Annotated in this window: 19 protein-coding genes; 9 read left to right on the plus strand and 10 right to left on the minus strand. The window is 49.8% G+C overall.

Annotated elements, in window-relative coordinates:
• Position 1 precedes the first annotated feature (1 nt).
• Positions 2-808 carry a peptide ABC transporter ATP-binding protein SapF gene (sapF, locus tag OGY08_RS04415; RefSeq protein WP_003020558.1) on the plus strand — a complete coding sequence of 269 codons (807 nt, stop codon included), beginning with the start codon at positions 2-4 and terminating at the stop codon, positions 806-808.
• Positions 809-846: 38 nt separating this feature from the next.
• Here sapF and OGY08_RS04420 read toward each other — a convergent pair whose 3' ends face one another.
• Positions 847-1,539: an EAL domain-containing protein gene (locus OGY08_RS04420; RefSeq protein WP_032943595.1), complete on the minus strand. Its 693-nt coding sequence runs from the start codon at positions 1,537-1,539 to the stop codon at positions 847-849.
• Positions 1,540-1,981: 442 nt separating this feature from the next.
• Between OGY08_RS04420 and fabI the strand changes: the two genes are divergently transcribed.
• The 7 genes from fabI (at position 1,982) to osmB (ending at position 10,111) form a co-directional block, all read left to right on the plus strand.
• Positions 1,982-2,770: an enoyl-ACP reductase FabI gene (gene fabI / locus OGY08_RS04425; protein ID WP_020996373.1), complete on the plus strand. Its 789-nt coding sequence runs from the start codon at positions 1,982-1,984 to the stop codon at positions 2,768-2,770.
• Positions 2,771-2,983: 213 nt separating this feature from the next.
• Positions 2,984-4,129, plus strand: coding sequence for a carboxymuconolactone decarboxylase family protein (locus OGY08_RS04430; RefSeq protein WP_103015355.1), 1,146 nt, complete (start codon positions 2,984-2,986; stop codon positions 4,127-4,129).
• Between the two features lie 89 nt (positions 4,130-4,218).
• Entirely contained in the window at positions 4,219-6,153 is a 1,935-nt protein-coding gene (locus OGY08_RS04435; RefSeq protein WP_125363571.1) for an exoribonuclease II, read from the plus strand.
• Positions 6,154-6,418: 265 nt separating this feature from the next.
• Positions 6,419-8,410: a cyclic di-GMP phosphodiesterase gene (pdeR, locus tag OGY08_RS04440; protein ID WP_008784927.1), complete on the plus strand. Its 1,992-nt coding sequence runs from the start codon at positions 6,419-6,421 to the stop codon at positions 8,408-8,410.
• A 183-nt stretch (positions 8,411-8,593) separates the two neighbouring features.
• The gene (locus OGY08_RS04445; RefSeq protein WP_003833313.1) at positions 8,594-8,776 is read left to right on the plus strand and encodes a YciZ family protein; all 183 of its coding nucleotides are present in this window, start codon (positions 8,594-8,596) and stop codon (positions 8,774-8,776) included.
• 95 nt (positions 8,777-8,871) lie between these two features.
• A complete protein-coding gene (gene yciT, locus OGY08_RS04450) occupies positions 8,872-9,624 on the plus strand; it encodes a DNA-binding transcriptional regulator YciT (RefSeq protein WP_003020580.1) in 753 nt (250 codons plus the stop codon).
• A gap of 268 nt (positions 9,625-9,892) precedes the next feature.
• On the plus strand, positions 9,893-10,111 hold the full coding sequence (gene osmB / locus OGY08_RS04455) for an osmotically-inducible lipoprotein OsmB (RefSeq protein ID WP_003020583.1): 219 nt from the start codon (positions 9,893-9,895) through the stop codon (positions 10,109-10,111).
• A gap of 91 nt (positions 10,112-10,202) precedes the next feature.
• Here osmB and yciH read toward each other — a convergent pair whose 3' ends face one another.
• The 5 genes from yciH to pgpB all read right to left on the minus strand — a co-directional run bounded on the left by yciH (position 10,203) and on the right by pgpB (position 13,856).
• The gene (gene yciH / locus OGY08_RS04460; protein WP_003833315.1) at positions 10,203-10,529 is read right to left on the minus strand and encodes a stress response translation initiation inhibitor YciH; all 327 of its coding nucleotides are present in this window, start codon (positions 10,527-10,529) and stop codon (positions 10,203-10,205) included.
• Positions 10,530-11,267 (minus strand): orotidine-5'-phosphate decarboxylase, encoded by a 738-nt coding sequence (gene pyrF / locus OGY08_RS04465; protein WP_125363578.1) that lies wholly within the window; start codon positions 11,265-11,267, stop codon positions 10,530-10,532.
• A 190-nt stretch (positions 11,268-11,457) separates the two neighbouring features.
• The gene (gene lapB, locus OGY08_RS04470; protein ID WP_008784929.1) at positions 11,458-12,627 is read right to left on the minus strand and encodes a lipopolysaccharide assembly protein LapB; all 1,170 of its coding nucleotides are present in this window, start codon (positions 12,625-12,627) and stop codon (positions 11,458-11,460) included.
• A 6-nt stretch (positions 12,628-12,633) separates the two neighbouring features.
• A complete protein-coding gene (locus OGY08_RS04475) occupies positions 12,634-12,942 on the minus strand; it encodes a LapA family protein (RefSeq protein WP_003020595.1) in 309 nt (102 codons plus the stop codon).
• Between the two features lie 149 nt (positions 12,943-13,091).
• Positions 13,092-13,856 (minus strand): phosphatidylglycerophosphatase B, encoded by a 765-nt coding sequence (pgpB, locus tag OGY08_RS04480; RefSeq protein ID WP_125363572.1) that lies wholly within the window; start codon positions 13,854-13,856, stop codon positions 13,092-13,094.
• A gap of 201 nt (positions 13,857-14,057) precedes the next feature.
• On the opposite strand from pgpB, the gene ribA reads away from it, so the two are divergent.
• Positions 14,058-14,648, plus strand: coding sequence for a GTP cyclohydrolase II (ribA, locus tag OGY08_RS04485; RefSeq protein ID WP_003020601.1), 591 nt, complete (start codon positions 14,058-14,060; stop codon positions 14,646-14,648).
• A 49-nt stretch (positions 14,649-14,697) separates the two neighbouring features.
• On the opposite strand, the gene acnA is transcribed toward ribA, so the two are convergent.
• The 4 genes from acnA to cysB all read right to left on the minus strand — a co-directional run bounded on the left by acnA (position 14,698) and on the right by cysB (position 19,281).
• Positions 14,698-17,373 (minus strand): aconitate hydratase AcnA, encoded by a 2,676-nt coding sequence (gene acnA / locus OGY08_RS04490; protein WP_125363573.1) that lies wholly within the window; start codon positions 17,371-17,373, stop codon positions 14,698-14,700.
• A 308-nt stretch (positions 17,374-17,681) separates the two neighbouring features.
• A complete protein-coding gene (locus OGY08_RS04495) occupies positions 17,682-17,852 on the minus strand; it encodes a YciX family protein (protein ID WP_164079415.1) in 171 nt (56 codons plus the stop codon).
• 2 nt (positions 17,853-17,854) lie between these two features.
• On the minus strand, positions 17,855-17,995 hold the full coding sequence (locus tag OGY08_RS04500) for a YmiA family putative membrane protein (protein ID WP_213732144.1): 141 nt from the start codon (positions 17,993-17,995) through the stop codon (positions 17,855-17,857).
• A 311-nt stretch (positions 17,996-18,306) separates the two neighbouring features.
• Positions 18,307-19,281: an HTH-type transcriptional regulator CysB gene (cysB, locus tag OGY08_RS04505; RefSeq protein WP_003020610.1), complete on the minus strand. Its 975-nt coding sequence runs from the start codon at positions 19,279-19,281 to the stop codon at positions 18,307-18,309.
• Positions 19,282-19,381: the final 100 nt, after the last annotated feature.

The following is a 19,381-nucleotide window of genomic DNA, read 5'->3' on the forward strand; positions in this document are numbered from 1 at the left end:
GATGGTAGAAACCCTGCTCGAAGTTCGTAATCTGAGCAAAACCTTTCGCTACCGGACAGGTTTATTTCGCCGCCAGACCGTTGAGGCCGTTAAGCCCCTGAGTTTCACCCTGCGTGAACGTCAGACGCTCGCCGTCATTGGTGAAAACGGTTCGGGGAAATCTACGCTGGCTAAAATGTTGGCGGGTATGATTGAACCCACCAGCGGTGAGCTGCTGATTGACGATCATCCGTTAAAATATGGCGATTATTCATTTCGTAGTCAGCGGATCCGTATGATTTTCCAGGATCCGTCAACATCGCTTAATCCGCGGCAACGTATCTCGCAAATCCTCGATTTTCCGCTACGTCTGAATACCGACCTCGAGCCTGAGCAGCGTCGTAAACAGATCGTGGAGACCATGCGCATGGTCGGGCTGCTGCCCGATCACGTAAGCTATTACCCACATATGTTGGCCCCAGGGCAAAAACAGCGTCTGGGCCTTGCCCGTGCGCTCATTTTACGCCCCAAAGTCATTATCGCCGACGAAGCCCTGGCCTCTCTGGACATGTCGATGCGTTCACAGCTCATCAATCTGATGCTGGAATTGCAGGAAAAACAGGGGATTTCGTATATCTATGTGACCCAACATATTGGCATGATGAAGCACATCAGCGATCAGGTATTAGTCATGCATCAGGGCGAAGTGGTAGAACGCGGCAGTACAGCGGATGTTCTGGCGTCCCCGCTTCATGAGCTTACCCGCCGCCTGATTGCAGGTCATTTCGGCGAAGCGCTCACCGCTGATGCCTGGCGAAAAGATCGTTAGCAAACGGCTGCCCTCCTCAACCGGGGGGCAATCTGTCATCAGTGACACAACGTGGGTAAGAGCAGCGTATCAACTTCGGTAAACGCGACTGACGGGTAAAGGGCACCACCTTGCATTGCCCAGACACCTGCGGTACTGGCCTCGTCGATAAGTCGTACTGTTTCTACTCCCTTCACCACAACACGGTCGCAATATTCCCTGATATTTTTGATCAGCACCGGGAACATCGGTTTTTCTACCTGTTCCAGGAAGAAACCGCGATCCAGTTTCACAACGTCAAAATGACCGCAAACCAGCGGACTGGCCCCTACGCTGCCGGAGCCAAGATCGCCCAACCACAATGCGTTTGGGCCGTCGCGAAGTGAATTAATCAGCAAATTATTCAGGCACACGGTATTCGACAGAAAACGTTCTGAAAGTTCCAGTGCAATAAATGGTAGAGCATGTAAGGCCGACTTGATGGCTGGATCACCAATCGCCAGCAGTGCCATTTCGTCAATGAGGTTCAGGGTGCAAATAAGGCTGTTGCGCTCAAACCAGTCACGTTTTTCGGCAATTAGTCGAATTTGCTCGAGCATGAAATTACGCTTTTGTTCGCTATCCCACGCTGAAATGATGAAATCTGGATGCAACGGGTGAACCGTATCTGAAGTAAACCGGGCGTTAATCTCTACACCCAGTAATTTATCTGTTGTGTCTCTCATCGGTTCCGCGATGAAATGATAGTGCATAAGACCACTCCAATTGATCATAACATCCTGATAATGCACTTCTAATCACAATCAATCAATAATATCGATCAATGAATCGATATTGATCGATAAAAACAATATATCATAACAAGCTGAATATTGTCATATTTTTTGTTTTAAGAAAGTTCCTACCTTGCTATGTTTATTAACATCAGCTAGCAATGAAATAATACCATTTCAATGCCTTTGAAACCTCGTATTTTCTCTGATTCACCGACGTTAGATGCCTGAACGAAGCATAAGCGGAGGGGGATGATATACTCCTCACATGTAATGAAGTGACAGGTCACGTGAGGCGGATAACCATTCTCCAGGGAAAAAGCGTGGGATATAATTTCAGGCCAATTTCGAGTGCATTTAATGTATCAATCATAACTCATTGATTGATAAAAGATAAGTGTTAACCAAAAGGATTAAAGCCATGGGTTTTTTATCAGGTAAGCGCATTCTGGTGACAGGCCTTGCCAGTAAATTGTCTATCGCATGGGGAATCGCTCAGGCGATGCATCGTGAAGGTGCCGAACTGGCGTTCACCTACCAGAACGACAAGCTGAAAGGTCGTGTGGAAGAATTTGCAGCGCAATTAGGCTCCAACATTGTTTTGCAGTGTGATGTAGCTGAAGATGCCAGCATTGACGCCATGTTTGCTGAACTGAGCAAAGCCTGGCCGAAATTCGACGGTTTCGTACACTCCATCGGCTTCGCACCTGCTGACCAACTGGATGGCGATTATGTGAACGCAGTTACCCGCGAAGGATTTAAAATTGCGCATGACATTAGCGCTTATAGCTTTGTTGCAATGGCAAAAGCATGTCGTTCCATGCTAAACCCTGGTTCTGCACTACTGACGTTGTCCTATCTGGGCGCAGAGCGTGCAATCCCTAACTATAACGTGATGGGCCTGGCGAAAGCCTCATTGGAAGCAAACGTCCGTTATATGGCTAACGCAATGGGGCCTGAAGGCGTACGCGTAAACGCAATTTCCGCAGGTCCAATCCGCACCCTCGCCGCTTCCGGTATCAAAGATTTCCGTAAAATGCTGGCCCATTGCGAAGCTGTTACGCCGATTCGCCGCACTGTTACCATTGAAGATGTGGGCAACTCTGCGGCATTCCTGTGTTCCGATCTTTCTGCCGGTATCTCTGGTGAAGTCGTACACGTTGACGGTGGTTTCAGCATCGCTGCAATGAATGAACTAGAACTGAAATAATCTACCAATCTTTCTGGGCGGCCCACTGTCGCCCATGATGCTCGTTTTTAATTCCCCTCTACCCTGTCCCATATATGCTTTTCTGATATTTATTATCACGTAACAATCTTTCATCCCCTCTTCTGCTTACGTCAGGATATTGCAGCGCAAACGATCCGGCGTAGTGGTATGACGACGTGTCCGGGTCGCCACTTTTTAGACCAAGGACCGCCCATGGAACAACGCCGAATTGAAGGCAAAAGCCACTGGTATCATGAGACGCAATCCAGCATGTATCCACAAGATGTTCTGCCGCTGGTGCCGGAAGCCGCTCATGTCGACGACTGCTTTTTACTGGATCTGGCGATATCTGATGACGCCCTTTTACCTTTTCAATCCTGGTTAATCCCTGCCCGTAAACTTGCACAGATCCTCTTCCCGACCCACGTAAATCTGAGTCAGATGCACACATTCAGTGCCTATGAACGGATGAGTACGGCGTTAACCGTCGCTCAGGTATATGGCGTCCAGCGATTATGTAATCACTATGCCGCGCGTCTAACACCGCTTCCTGGGCCGGACTCCTCGCGGGAAAGTAACCATCGACTGGCGCAAATCACCCAATATGCTCGTCAACTTGCCAGCTCTCCAGCCGTGATAGGCGCGCGCGATCGCCAGCATCTGGATGCAGTAGGGCTAACCACCAGCGATAGCATTCTGATGAATCAAATTATCGGATTCGTCGGTTTTCAGGCCCGTATCGTGGCCCTGTTTCAGGCCTGGTGTGGACATCCGGTGCGCCGAATTCCGGGTCTCGATATACAACAATTCGCTCACGCTGCGCCATTTAATGCAACAAACACAACCTGGCACGCTGCGCCATTCCCGATAGAAAAACATCTTAATCATGATGAGTCGATAGACAGACGTTATCCCGAGGAACTGCAAGCGTTACTGCCATTACTGATACATTCCCCCGTCATTTTGGATTTACTCGGGTCGCTCATTTCCAGCACGCAACATAGCGGAATACCAGTGCAGGCATTTTCATTGGCGACGCTGATGACTTCACGGATTAATGGCAGCGTGGCCTGTTTTAATGAACATGCGTATTCAGCTCATGAATTAACCGAGGCCATTACCGTTCTTCGTCAGGATGAACGTGAATTACAACGTTGGGAACAACGACATCCGGTTGAGCGCGTCACCCTACAGGCGGTACAATGGCTGACCCGGGCGCCCGACCGCTTTAGCACCGCACTGTTAACGCCTTTGTTCGATCAGGGAATCTCTTCAGAGCAGGCCATTAACCTGCTAGCCTGGAGTGGATTGTGCGGATGGTTGAATCGCTTGAAAATCGCGCTGGGCGACACTGATTAACCGATCCACTTACTGAAAGAGCGCTTGCTGCCACTGGCAGAATCGCGTAAAACTGTCAGCCGCTCTTTTAGCCACGAAAATAGACAATTATGCTTCAGGACAACCCGCTGCTAGCGCAGCTTAAACAGCAACTACATTCCCAGACGCCACGTGCTGAAGGGGTGGTAAAAGCCACGGAAAAAGGCTTTGGCTTCCTGGAAGTCGATGCACAAAAAAGCTATTTCATTCCACCGCCGCAGATGAAAAAAGTGATGCATGGCGACCGTATTGTTGCGGTTATCCATACAGAAAAAGATCGTGAGTCTGCTGAGCCGGAAGAACTGATCGAACCCTTCCTGACGCGCTTCGTGGGTAAAGTTCAGGGCAAAAATGACCGTCTGTCCATTGTGCCGGATCATCCGTTACTGAAAGATGCTATTCCTTGTCGTGCAGCCCGCGGCGTTGAACATGAATTTAAAGAAGGCGACTGGGCTGTTGCAGAAATGCGCCGCCATCCGCTGAAAGGCGATCGCACCTTCTACGCCGAGTTAACCCAATTTATCACTTTTGCTGATGACCACTTTGTCCCGTGGTGGGTCACACTGGCACGCCATAATCTGGAAAAAGAAGCACCAGACGGTGTAGCAACCGAAATGCTGGACGAAGGCCTGGTTCGTGAAGATTTAACCGCCCTCAATTTCGTCACCATCGACAGCGCCAGCACCGAAGATATGGACGATGCGCTGTATGCTGAAGAACAAGCTGACGGCACGCTACAATTAACCGTCGCCATTGCCGACCCAACAGCCTGGATTGCAGAAGGCAGCAAGCTGGATAAAACGGCTAAAATTCGCGCGTTCACCAATTATTTACCGGGGTTCAATATCCCGATGTTACCACGTGAATTGTCTGACGATCTCTGCTCTCTGCGCGCGAACGAAGTGCGCCCGGTTTTAGCTTGTCGTATGAGCATTACCGCCGATGGCACGATTGAAGACAACATCACCTTCTTCGCCGCAACCATCGAGTCTAAAGCGAAGCTGGCCTATGACAATGTTTCCGACTGGCTGGAAGGTACTGGCGAGTGGCAACCAGAAAACGACGCGATTGCGGAACAAATCCGTCTGCTGCATCGTATTTGCCTGAGCCGAGGAGAGTGGCGTCATAACCACGCGCTGGTCTTTAAAGATCGCCCGGATTACCGTTTCGTTCTCGGTGAAAAAGGTGAAGTACTGGACATCGTCGCTGAGCCACGCCGCATCGCAAACCGTATCGTGGAAGAATCCATGATTGCGGCAAATATTTGCGCCGCCCGTGTGCTTCGCGACAAGCTGGGCTTCGGTATTTACAACGTCCATATGGGATTCGACCCGACCAACGCCGACGCTCTGGCCGCGCTGCTGAAAACCCACGGTATGCACGTCGATGCCGAAGAAGTACTGACACTGGAAGGTTTTTGCAAACTGCGCCGCGAACTGGATGCACAGCCATCCGGCTTCCTCGACAGCCGAATTCGCCGCTTCCAGTCTTACGCTGAAATTAGTATTGAGCCAGGTCCACACTTTGGGTTGGGTCTGGAGGCATATGCCACCTGGACTTCCCCAATCCGTAAGTACGGCGATATGATCAACCACCGTCTGCTTAAGGCCGTCATCAAAGGCGAAACCGTCGCCCGACCTCAGGATGATACCACCGCGCAGATGGCAGAACGTCGTCGCCTGAACCGGATGGCTGAGCGTGATGTGGGTGACTGGCTATACGCCCGTTTCCTGAGTGATAAAGCCGGAACTGACACCCGCTTTGCGGCCGAGATCATCGACGTCAGCCGCGGTGGCATGCGCGTACGTTTGGTTGATAATGGCGCTGTTGCCTTTATTCCTGCACCCTTCCTGCACGCCGTGCGTGATGAACTGGTCTGCAGCCAGGAAAGTGGTACCGTACAAATCAAAGGTGAAGTGGTTTACAAAGTCACTGATGTGATTGACGTAACTATCGCCGAAGTTCGCATGGAAACCCGTAGCGTTATCGCGCGTCCAGCAGCGTAAACTGACAAATCCAACGACCTTTCTCTTTTTTGAAAGGTCGTTTTCTTTTTTTAGCGGCCAAATTTCAACCACACACTACACTTCTCTTATCCAGTCAAAATTTTTTTTTACTATTTTTCAGTTCCGCTGGCTTTGCTTTTTATGGATTCTGGATTACATATAAATATATAAATAAAACAATACGTTCAGCCATAATCACCCTGAATGAATCATGGCTACCCTTACTTTTGAGGCTTTATGCGCTTTAAACGGGATAGTACACATCATGAAAGACGTCCGGGAGCTGGTTACGTTGTATAGCTATGTGGGCACTCATAACCCCTACTGGCGTTTGTCAGAGGATTGCAACATCCTGCATTTCTCTATTGACGAAACAGCAGACGCTGAGCAGACCATCGAATTATCACCCGAGCAGGCCGACCGCATTCGCGAGATGACGGTAATTACGTCAAGCCTGTTGATGACATTACCTATTGAAGATGACGATATTCCGGTACATTTGGTCGGGCGGAAAATCAATAAGCGCGAATGGGCCGGCAGCGCATCAGCCTGGGATGACACCCCTTCCGTCGCACGCGATCTGGCTCAAGGTCTCTCTTTTGCCGAGCAGGTGGTTTCAGAAGCCAACTCCGTTATTGTCATTCTTGACCGCATGGGCAACATTCAGCGTTTTAACCGTCTGTGCGAAGAGTACACCGGACTCAGAGAACGTGAAGTCATTGGCCAAAGCGTATTCACACTGTTTATGAGTCGACGTGAAGCCGCAGCCTCCAGACGCAACATCGAGGTCTTTTTTCGCGAAGGCAACTCATATGAAGTCGAACGTTGGGTGAAGACCTGCAAAGGTCAGCGCCTGTTTCTTTTTCGCAATAAGTTTGTACATAACGGTAGCGGCAAGAACGAAATATTTCTGATCTGTTCCGGCACCGATATCACTGAAGAACGCCGCGCGCAGGAACGCCTGCGTATGTTGGCTAATACCGACTCCATCACCGGATTACCGAACCGTAACGCCATTCATGAGCTGATAAGCGACGCGATTGAGAACGCAGGTGATACTCAGGTTGGGATTGTATATCTCGATCTGGATAACTTCAAAAAGGTGAACGATGCCTACGGGCATATGTTTGGCGATCAGCTATTACAGAGTGTGTCGCTTGCAATCCTCAGTTGTCTTGACGACAACCAGCTATTGGCTCGGTTTGGCGGTGATGAATTTATCGTCCTTGCCACCGAAACGTCCCAGAGCACTCTGGAAGCTACCGCATCGCGCATTCTGACACGCCTGCGTCAGCCCTTTCGCATTGGCCTGATTGAAGTCTATACAGGCTGCTCTATTGGTATTTCCCTTGCTCCACAGCATGGTCAGGACTGCGAGAGCGTCATTCGTAACGCCGATACGGCCATGTACACCGCGAAAGAAGGCGGCCGCGGACAGTTTTGTGTTTTCTCTCCGGAAATGAATCAGCGGGTATTTGAATACCTGTGGCTGGATACTAACCTGCGCAAGGCGCTGGAAAACGATCAACTGGTTATCCATTATCAGCCAAAGATAACCTGGCGAGGCGAAGTGCGCAGCCTGGAGGCGCTGGTACGCTGGCAGTCTCCGGAACGCGGCCTCATTCCACCACTGGAATTTATCTCCTACGCCGAAGAGTCAGGGCTTATCGTTCCGCTGGGTCGCTGGGTTATTCTGGACGTTGTGCGTCAGGTCGCAAAATGGCGCGCCAAGGGAATCAATCTGCGCGTGGCGGTAAACGTTTCTGCCCGCCAGCTCGCCGATCAGACGCTATTTACCGATCTCAAACAGGTGCTTCATGAACTCGACTTTGAATATTGCCCCATCGATGTCGAGTTAACGGAAAGCAGTTTGATTGAAAATGAGCAGTTGGCACTGTCCGTCATTCAGCAGTTTAGCCAGTTGGGGGCGCAAATCCATTTGGATGATTTTGGTACTGGATATTCGTCACTGTCTCAACTGGCCCGCTTCCCGCTTGATGCAATTAAACTGGATCAGACCTTTGTCAGGGATGTACACAAACAACCTATTTCGCAGTCGCTGGTACGTGCCATTGTTGCGGTCGCACAGGCACTCAATCTGCAGGTCATCGCCGAAGGTGTTGAAAGCGCGAAAGAGGATGCGTTTTTAACCAAAAATGGTGTCAACGAGCGTCAGGGTTTTTTGTTTGCCAAACCAATGCCAGCGGCTGCATTTGAACGTTGGTATCGACGACATCTGAATAAAAAAACGCGCTAACGCAGTGGGATCAAACGTCGTTAATAGCCATAAATGGACATTACGTAACGATCCTATCTGCATGTAATCACAGAATATATAATATTCTTCTATCATTGATAGTTAATACTATTTTTCCCTTCTCTTTTGCCATGAAATTCTGCATCATGAAATTCAAACTCTATTGCTATTAGGATGATAACCATGTCTGATATCGACGCTCAGCGTCTGGCCGAACGCATTGATACCGTGCTGGATATCCTCGTTGCAGGTGATTACCACTCAGCCATCCACAATCTCGAAATTCTGAAGGCTGAGCTGCTAGACACGGCCAAAGAAGATGCCGAATCTTTGCCCAAAAAGCACAAGGCTCCCTGGGAGATCTGATGACATTAACCCTTTAATGTCGCTGCTATCAGCAAACTGCACGTGAGGCAGTTTCCGTTTAATTTCCGATACGATATCGCAATAAAATTAATATTATGAATTCCCGACAACAATCTATTTTGCAGATGGTGACTGATAAAGGTCAGATGAGCGTTGCCGAACTGGCAAAAATCACCGGTGTCTCAGAAGTGACGATTCGACAGGATCTGAACACACTGGAAAAACAGAGTTATTTACGCCGTGCGCACGGTTTTGCCGTTTCATTGAACAGTGATGATGTGGAAACGCGCATGATGACTAATTTTACGCTGAAGCGTGAACTGGCCGAATTTGCCGCATCTTTGGTAAGCCCTGGCGAGTCCGTATTCATTGAAAACGGCAGCAGCAATGCGCTCTTGGCCAGAACGCTGGCGGAGCAAAAAGATGTCACCATCATTACCGTCAGCAGTTATATAGCCCATCTGCTGAAAGAAACCCCCTGCGAAGTGATTCTCCTTGGCGGCATCTATCAGAAAAAAAGCGAAAGCATGGTGGGGCCCTTAACTCGCCAGTTTATCCAGCAGGTACACTTCAGCAAGGCCTTTATCGGCATTGATGGCTGGCAGGCTGACACCGGCTTCACCGGACGCGACATGATGCGTTCTGATGTGGTTAACGCGGTGCTGGAAAAAGGTGCAGAAGTTATTGTACTTACTGACAGCTCAAAATTCGAAGCCATTCACCCTTACACGCTGGGTCCATTAGAGCGATTCAGCCGCGTAGTCACGGATTCCAGACTCAGCGCCAGCGTACAAATGCAGCTCGAGCATTCAGGATTAACCGTCAATATCATTGATGCGCACGCATAAAATCTTCAGCAGATGATTTGTCAGTCGGCAAATCATCCCCTCTCTGAGAGTTATCTGACAGTCCAATTAAGACTTTTTACCTGTCGTTAACAGGATTAAGTCGTAAAATTAATGTTAGCGATATAACAGGAACGAACCTCCAATCTCAGGATAGTGTTTGTCATGCCTTCGCTAAACGGTTTCACGGAAATATCTTCGTTAGCCTAAATTTAGCGCTATTCTTAAAGAACACTGGATTCCGTGAATCAATAATTCAGGAGAAAGTATTATGTTAGTAACGAGCAAAAAAATGACCGCTGCCATTTTGGCGATTACTCTGGCAATGTCGCTGAGTGCCTGCTCTAACTGGTCCAAACGTGACCGTAACACCGCAATTGGTGCTGGTGCTGGTGCAATCGGTGGTGCAGTCCTGACTGACGGCAGCACGCTAGGCACGCTGGGTGGTGCTGCAGTAGGTGGTATTATTGGCCACCAGGTGGGTAAATAATTTACGGTTAAACGGCTCGATATAATAATACGTTTACTTTTTCAGGTCTGTATTATTAAAAAGCCACGGAAAAATTCCGTGGCTTTTTTTATTAACCGCCAGCCAATTTAACTTTCATTCCTTTGGCTTCCAGCAGCGATTTAATCAGGTCGCGTTTATCACCCTGTATCTCAATCACGCCATCCTTCACTGCCCCGCCGCAACCACATTTTTTCTTCAGTTCCGCAGCTAATTTGGTCAGTTCAGCATCGTCCTGATCTATTCCAGTAATCAGGCACACGCCCTTACCTTTGCGGCCACTGGTCTGTCGCTGGATACGGACAATGCCGTCGCCTTTGGGACGCTCTGGGACGGCTTTCGGTTCATCAATACGCCCGGTGTCAGTTGAGTAGACCAGACGAGAATTTGAGTCGTTCATTTACGCACCTCGTTTCAGGGAGGCATTGATCATCTTCAGCGTCTGAGCCGGATCTGCCGACTGTGTGACCGGACGACCAATAACCATATAATCCACGCCAGCTGACTGTGCCTGTTCCGGCGTCATAATGCGACGCTGGTCGCCTGCCTCGCTACCTTCAGGGCGAATACCCGGCGTAACCAGTTTAAATGCCTGGCCAAATGCCTGCTTGAAACGCACTGCTTCCTGCGCGGAGCATACGACGCCATCCAAACCACAATGTTGGGTTAAGCGCGCCAGCCTTTCCGCATGCTCCGCAGGTGACAACGTCACGCCTAGGTCGGCAAGATCGCTGGCTTCCATACTGGTCAGAACTGTTACTGCAATCAGCAGCGGCGCATCCTTGCCAAAAGGCACCAGGGCTTCACGTGCGGCGGCCATCATACGCGCCCCACCTGAAGCATGAACGTTAACCATCCACACGCCAAGCTCAGCCGCCGCCGCAACGGCATGCGCGGTAGTATTGGGAATATCATGAAATTTCAAATCAAGAAAAACGTCAAAGCCACGCTGTTGTAAATCGCGAACCAACTGAGGTCCAAAAAGCGTGAACATCTCTTTGCCCACTTTCAAACGGCAATCACGAGGGTCAATTCTGTCGACAAAAGCTAATGCTTTATCACGATTGGAATAATCGAGAGCGACAACGACAGGAGAATCAGTAACAGCACGAGAAGAAGATGAAGCAGTAAACGTCATGACCAGACCTTCCTGAGGATGGGCGCCATCGGCGGCGCAAAATGGGTAAACGGCGTGCATTCTACCTGCGGCAATAGAAAATTAACAGGCGCGATTACATTTCTGCTAGGCGAATTTGGCAACGGTGGCTGAGGATGGATTGGTTACAGTTCATTAGTATGTTGTAACTAAAGTGAAGTTTTTTTAAAAATTACAGCCCATCAAGTCCGCGAATAGGCTTAATGGTTGACCATGAGCGACAGGATGGGCAGTGCCAGTACAGTGTATATGCGGTAAATCCGCACTTCTGGCAACGATACCGAGGCTTGCTGCGCACCTGCTCCCCGACCATATCGCGCAGAACCATCAGGCTCTCTTTCGCGCGCCCTTCTTCTGCTTCGTTAAGATGGTAATCCATCAACTTGTGGAACACGCGCATCGTAGGATGGCGTTGTAGCTGGCGGGTAATATAAACCTGAGCGGTATCAGTCCCCTCACGCGCTTCAAGAATATCGGCCAGCATCAGCTCTGCGGCGGCGCCAGTATTCTCCTCAACGGCCCGACGTAAAAACTCGGCCCACTCATCGTTTTTCCCCAGATGCTGGTAGCAGCTTTGCAGCATTTCCAGCGTTTCGCTGACCAGTTCTTTATCCTGAGAAATCACGCGTTGCAGACTTTCAACGGCCTTCGCGTAATCGCCTTTCACCATGTACACACGGCCCATCATGATGGAAACACGTGCACTGTTTTTGTCTGCCGCAGCCCCTTTTTTCAACAGCGTCATGGCGCGATCCATATCGTCGCTGCCCATCTGCTGTAAGGCCAGTTCGCAGTAGAAGTGAGCTATCTCGATACGTTGTTTATCTTTACCGAGCTTCACCAGGCGTTCTGCAACATCAATCGCTTTCTGCCATTCGCTGGTTGCCTGATAAATTTGCAGCAGTTGCTGTAATGCACCGACGCGAAAATCTGTTTCATCGGTAAGCTGATTAAACATGTCTTCCGCGCGGTCGTACAGACCTGCGGCCATGTAGTCGCGCCCCAGCTGTTGTACGGCCAACAAACGCTGCTCGTAGGTTAGCGAAGCACTTTCCATTAACGTTTGATGGATGCGGATTGCACGGTCGACTTCACCGCGCGAGCGAAACAGGTTTCCGAGGGTGAGATGAGCCTCAACGGTGCCCGTATCCTCTTTTAGCATATCGAGGAACAGATCCACCGCTTTGTCTTGTTGGTTGCTCAGGAGGAAGTTAACCCCGGCGACATAGTCACGGGAAAGACGGTTAGCTTCATCCTGCTTGGTTTGTTGCGCACTTCTGCGACCCATATACCACCCATAGGCAGCGGCTACAGGCAAAAGCAGAAACAACAACTCCAACATAAATAATTATTCCTTCACAACCGACGAATCGGCAGAAACCGCAACGTCGGTCGCAGGCGTAAGCTGGTTTTCCAGTCGTTTGATTTTACGTTCGGCGCGCGCAAGAGACACACGAACCTTCAGCCAGAAAAGGCCGCAAATTAACCAACCAATCGCGAAACCTGCGGCAAACAATACAGCAAGCAGCGTAGAGATACGATACTCACCCTGAGCCAGCAGGTAATTAAACGTAACCTGTTGATCGTTTTGCGCACCTAATGTCACCGAAATAACAAAAATCGCCAACACCAGTAAGAAAATGAGTAAATATTTCACATTACTTCCCGTTATGTGGTTTGAGCGAATAAATCGTGTACAACTTACCGCGTTGAGCCCTTTAAATTACCATTTTCACAACGAGTGCGAAACGGAAAAGCGCTTTCCCCTTTCTGATTTAAGGGCAAAATTCGAAAAATCAATCATGGCTAACTTTCTTGTTCACGCTGAGCGATTTCTTTTTCCTCCTGCACAGGCGGCGTTAATGGTCCGCATACCCGCTGCGCAAGCCATGTCGCCAGTGTTACCAGCAACCATGAAATCAGCGTTGCAACGACCAAATCACGGGGCCAGTGCATGCCTAATAGCAAGCGGCTGCCCATAACGCCCGTAGCCCAGATAAGTAAAAACACAATCGTCAGCGTACGTCGGCGTGGCCATAACAGCCCTACTGCCAGTAAAGCCCAACTGGCGGCAAACATCGTATGCCCTGACGGAAAGGCAAACCCTGTTTCTTTTTGCCAGTGCTTACGTAGAAACGTCGGAATATCCTGTTGTTCGGCCAATTGCTCTTTAACTAAGTGACCACGTTCTTTACGTTTTAAAGTGTAGAACTCATCAACCGGAATATGGTGCGTTTTTTCCAGCCACACGACAAAGGGCCGAGGTTCCTGCACCCTGTCTTTAACCCATGACTTCACGCCCTGACCGACTAAAATTGCCGCAGCCAGGATCGCAAACAGCATTACCGCAGCTTTCAGACGAAAACGCAGACACCACAGAAACCATGCACAGAGAACAACGTGAGTGATAATGCCCCACGGCTGCGTCACCGTTTCCGTTATCCAGTACAGAGATTTTAGCCACCAAGCGTTATGTCCCGGCTGCCAGCTCCAGCCCGATACCCATACGGCAACCGGCATAATAAGTAGCAGCCCGGCCCCGACCGCAGTGCGCTTTGCAATTGACAGCATTGCCTCTCCTTTCGTCGATAAGTCTCACAATCATAACTGAAAAAAGCGCATGCCGGGGAAATTGACAATTTTGTGCCATTCCAAAAGCGAATCCGTTGTCGCGATTAGGTGAACATCGTTGCCTTATGGCAAAATAGTGCAATATAGAACAGAAGCCAACAGGCGACGGCACGACAGTGCCAGCATAATCTGGAGAATTACATGCAGCTTAAACGTGTGGCAGAAGCCAAACTGCCAACCCCCTGGGGTGATTTCCTGATGGTGGGATTTGAAGAACTGGCAACCGGACACGATCACGTCGCACTGGTTTTTGGCGATATCACAGGCCAAACGCCTGTCCTGGCGCGTGTCCACTCCGAATGTCTGACTGGCGATGCATTGTTTAGCCTGCGTTGCGATTGCGGCTTCCAGCTCGAAGCGGCTCTCACCCATATTGCTGAAGAAGGGCGCGGTATCCTGCTTTATCATCGTCAGGAAGGACGCAATATCGGCCTGCTCAATAAAATCCGCGCCTACGCGTTGCAGGACCAGGGTTATGATACCGTTGAGGCTAACCATCAGTTGGGCTTTGCGGCAGATGAGCGTGATTTCACGCTGTGTGCGGATATGTTCAAGCTGCTTGGCGTGGACGAAGTTCGTTTGCTGACCAATAACCCGAAAAAAGTGGAAATTCTGACCGAAGCTGGAATCAATATTGTTGAACGCGTGCCGCTGATTGTGGGTCGTAACCCGAACAATGAACATTACCTGGACACCAAAGCCGCCAAGATGGGACATTTGCTGGGCAAGTAATAATTGTTACCGCCGATAAAAAAGCCTGCTCTCGCAGGCTTTTTACATTCTAGCTCAACATATTACGAATCACGTAGTGCAGAATGCCATCGTTTTGGTAGTACGTTAGCTCCGTCGCGGTATCGATACGGCAGCGGCATAAAACAACTTCTTTACGTCCATCTGAGCGAACCATACTCACCGGCACTGTTGCACCCGGTTTGATGTTTTGCAGATCCGTAATATCGATCGTTTCCTCACCGGTTAGTCCCAGCGTTTTACGCGTGACGCCCTGTGGGAATTCCAGCGGCAAAATCCCCATACCAATCAGGTTAGAACGGTGAATTCGCTCAAAGGATTCAGCGATAACCACGCGAACCCCCAGCAAGCGCGGGCCTTTTGCCGCCCAGTCGCGACTGGAGCCAGAGCCATACTCTTTCCCGGCAATAACCGCCAGGGGAATATTCTCCTGTTGATATTGCATAGCCGCATCATAGATAGCCACTACCTCAGTTCCCGGCAAATGACGCGTCATCCCACCTTCCACGCCGGGTACCATCTCATTGCGAATACGAATATTGGCAAAGGTACCACGCATCATGACTTCATGATTCCCGCGTCGTGAACCGTAGGAGTTAAAATCTTTACGCTCCACGCCGTGGCTTTGCAGATAACGCCCCGCCGGGCTGTCCGGCTTAATACTACCTGCAGGAGAAATATGGTCAGTGGTGACGGAATCTCCAAGCATTGCAAGGATACGCGCACCATGAATGTCCTGGACCGGATCCGGCGTCGCCTGCATACCATCGAAGAACGGCGACAAGCGGATATAGGTTGAGTCAGACTGCCAGCCATAAGTATCAGCCCGATCAACCTGGATTGCTTTCCATTCCGGCGTGCCTTCAAACACTTCAGCATACTCTTTATGGAACATGGCGGTAGAAACCTGCTCCACGGCACGGGCAATTTCCTGAGCCGTCGGCCAGATATCTTTCAGATATACGGGATCGCCCTTTCTGTCATGCCCTAACGGATCTTTCGTCAGATTGATATTCATATTCCCCGCCAGAGCATAGGCCACCACCAGCGGCGGAGACGCCAACCAGTTGGTCTTCACGAGCGGATGGATACGCCCCTCAAAGTTTCGGTTGCCGGAAAGCACAGCACCAACGGTGAGGTCGCCTTTTTTGATAGCTGTCTCGATAGGATCGGGTAACGGACCCGAGTTACCGATACAGGTGGTACAGCCATAACCTACAAGGTTAAATCCCAGCTCATCAAGGTATGGCGTGAACCCAGCCTGCGCCAGATAATCAGACACCACCTTCGATCCTGGAGCCAGCGAGGCTTTCACCCACGGCTGAGGTTTCAGACCAAGAGTCACTGCTTTTTTCGCCAGCAGCCCCGCCGCCATCAATACGCTTGGGTTAGAGGTGTTGGTACAGGAAGTGATCGCTGCAATAACCACAGCACCATCCGGCAGCTGGTACTGGTGACCGTTCATTGTATAATCCACTGGCTGGCGATCTTTCAGCGAGCTATTCACTTCGAGTTCATTACTCGCCGAAAACGCTTTCGGGACATCAGCCAGTGCCACCCGATCCTGCGGACGCTTCGGTCCGGCAAGACTAGCTTCCACACTGCCCATATCCAGCTCCAGTGAACTGGTAAATACGGGTTCATCCCCCGGATTACGCCACATTCCCTGCGCTTTGGCATAGGCGCTGACCAGCTCAACCTGCTCCTCACTGCGCCCACTCAGACGCATATATTCAAGAGTGATGCTATCTATCGGGAAGAAACCGCAGGTTGCACCGTATTCCGGTGACATGTTCGCAATGGTTGCCCGATCGGCCAGCGGTAAGGTGTCCAGCCCATCACCGTAGAATTCAACGAATTTACCGACCACGCCGTGCTTACGTAGCATCTGGGTGACGGTTAAAACCAGGTCAGTAGCGGTGATGCCTTCCCGCAGTTTGCCCACCAGTTTGAAGCCCACAACATCCGGGATAAGCATAGAGACCGGTTGACCCAGCATTGCTGCTTCAGCTTCAATGCCTCCAACGCCCCATCCCAGCACACCGAGACCATTAATCATTGTCGTATGGGAATCGGTTCCGACCAACGTGTCAGGGTAAGCCACCCACTCACCGTCCTGTAACTCGCTCCAGACGGCTTTGCCGAGGTATTCAAGGTTAACCTGGTGGCAAATCCCCGTTCCTGGTGGTACAACGCTGAAGCGACTAAATGCCTGCTGTCCCCATTTCAGGAACACGTAACGCTCATGGTTACGTTCCATTTCCAGGCGAACGTTTTCTTCGAAAGCATCATCATCACCAAAACGGTCCACAGTTACCGAGTGGTCAATGACAAGATCCACTGGCGAAAGCGGATTCACTTTTGCCGTATCCCCACCCAGACGTTTCACCGTTTCGCGCATGGCGGCCAGATCGACCACCGCCGGCACGCCGGTAAAATCCTGCATCAGAACACGAGCGGGTCGATAGGCAATTTCACGATCGGCATGGGCAGTCTTCAGCCAATGCGCGAGCGCATGAATATCATCTTCGGTTACGGAATTACCATCCTGCCAACGAAGCAGGTTTTCCAGTAACACTTTCAGCGATTTTGGTAGTCGGGTGATATCACCCAGTGATTTAGCGGCCAGAGGTAAACTGTAGTAGCGGTAGGTTTTATCTTTAACCTGCAATGTGTCCTTACTGGCTTCTCGTAGGGTCGACGACATAGCTCCTCCTTAAATGACAGGGTTGGATCCCCTGATTTCCTCAGGGTTAGTATTAAAGATAACACAAACAAAATGTAACGCTTTGATAACAACTCAAATTGATAAAAGTAGCGCGCGATACAAAAGCGCGAAGTGAGGTCAATGGTAGGGAGTAAGGTCTAGCCGTGTAGATGAATAGGATGAATATTCAGCAGGCAATAGCGCAATCGATAATACGTTGATTAGGTGGCTGATGGTGAATACATGGGATAAACGATTCGATATTTAAGGCCACGAGGTAATCGTTATTATTATAAAATACGTACGAATTATTGTTTCTGTTTATCATCATCGGTTAACAGATCAATAAACGCCCGTTGTTCAGGAGAAAGATTCCAGGATTCGGGTATCTTTGGATCTTTCTCGGCTGCGGTTTTGCTCTCTTGCTCATGGTCATGAGACGCTGGCGTCACGGTAGAGTGCTGCTCCGGTGCGGACATACTTACCCCCACACGTTCCAGGCCACGAGTGCGACAATAATCCAGAATATCGCAGAGCCAAGAAACACGGCGAACCAGGCTTTACGTTTCATCGCGGGATCCCGGCGTGCAGGCTGGTTTCCTGAAGGCATCGCTAACCTCATACTATCGAAATCACTTATCATTTAGGCACCAAACAATTGGTACAATTAATCATCAGATAGGAGGAATCCTAATAAAAAAGGCGAAAAAAAGCCAGTTAATTTTCGGATTCGATCTGATAAATAAATCAATTGTTTGATCAATTATGAATATTTGAGAGTGATTTTTGGCAAGCTGACTAATTTGAAACTACTTTAGAGAACTTTTTCCATAAATAATATATGGTTAATATATAGGAGGAGAAATAATGAATTCAGACTCCCCCGTCGGTATCACTTTATGCTTACAGATACCGACGAGGTAACAACCGTTATTATTTCTCAGGCAATTTAATATCTTTAAACATGGCTTCAATATCATCGTTGGAACGCAGCGCCACCGCCGTGTCCACCACATCACGCGTCAGATGCGGCGCGAAACGTTGAATGAAATCATACATGTAACTACGTAAGAAGGTGCTGCGACGAAAACCAATTTTGGTGGTGCTATGGCTGAAGATATCGTGCGCATCCACACGTACCAGGTCAGGATCGGAAACAGGATCAACCGCCATACTGGCAATTACACCCACGCCGAGACCCAGACGGACATAGGTTTTAATAACATCGGCATCGGTCGCGGTAAAAACAATACGCGGCTCCAGACCCGCACGGTTAAACGCGGTGTCCAGCTCCGAACGCCCGGTAAATCCAAAGGTGTAGGTCACCAGTGGATACTGTGCCAGTTCCTCAATAGAAACCGAGGATTTTCCCGCCAGCGGATGATCCGGCGTGACGACAATCGAACGGTTCCAGTGGTAGCAAGGTAACATCACCAGATCGTCATACAGATGCAGGGCTTCCGTCGCGATGGCAAAATCCGCATTCCCTTTCGAGACGGCTTCGGCAATTTGCGTCGGCGATCCCTGATGCATATGCAATGAAACACGAGGATATCGCTCAATAAAACCCTTAATCACGTTCGGCAAAGCGTAACGTGCCTGGGTGTGCGTGGTGGCGATATACAGCGAGCCTTTATCCGGCCAGGTATGTTCGCCAGCAACGGACTTAATAGCATCTACCTTAGACAGTACTTCGCGCGCAATACGGATGACTTCCTGCCCCGCTGGCGTAACCTGGGTCAGATGCTTACCACTACGGGCGAAAATCTGGATGCCAAGTTCATCTTCCAGCATACGAACTTGCTTACTGATACCGGGCTGAGAGGTATAAAGCCCTTCCGCCGTTGAGGAGACATTAAGGTTGTGGTTCACCACCTCAACAATGTAGCGAAGCTGCTGTAATTTCATGTTATGCCATCCCGATTCGCGCCATCAAATCATCGTTTCAGTGCAGGCTCGTGGGCGCTGCTAATACGATTTAATAATAAAAAGTCTGTTAACTATAACC

The sequence above is a fragment of the Citrobacter sp. Cpo069 genome (assembly GCF_030332785.1).
In the GTDB taxonomy this organism is placed as follows: domain Bacteria; phylum Pseudomonadota; class Gammaproteobacteria; order Enterobacterales; family Enterobacteriaceae; genus Citrobacter; species Citrobacter portucalensis.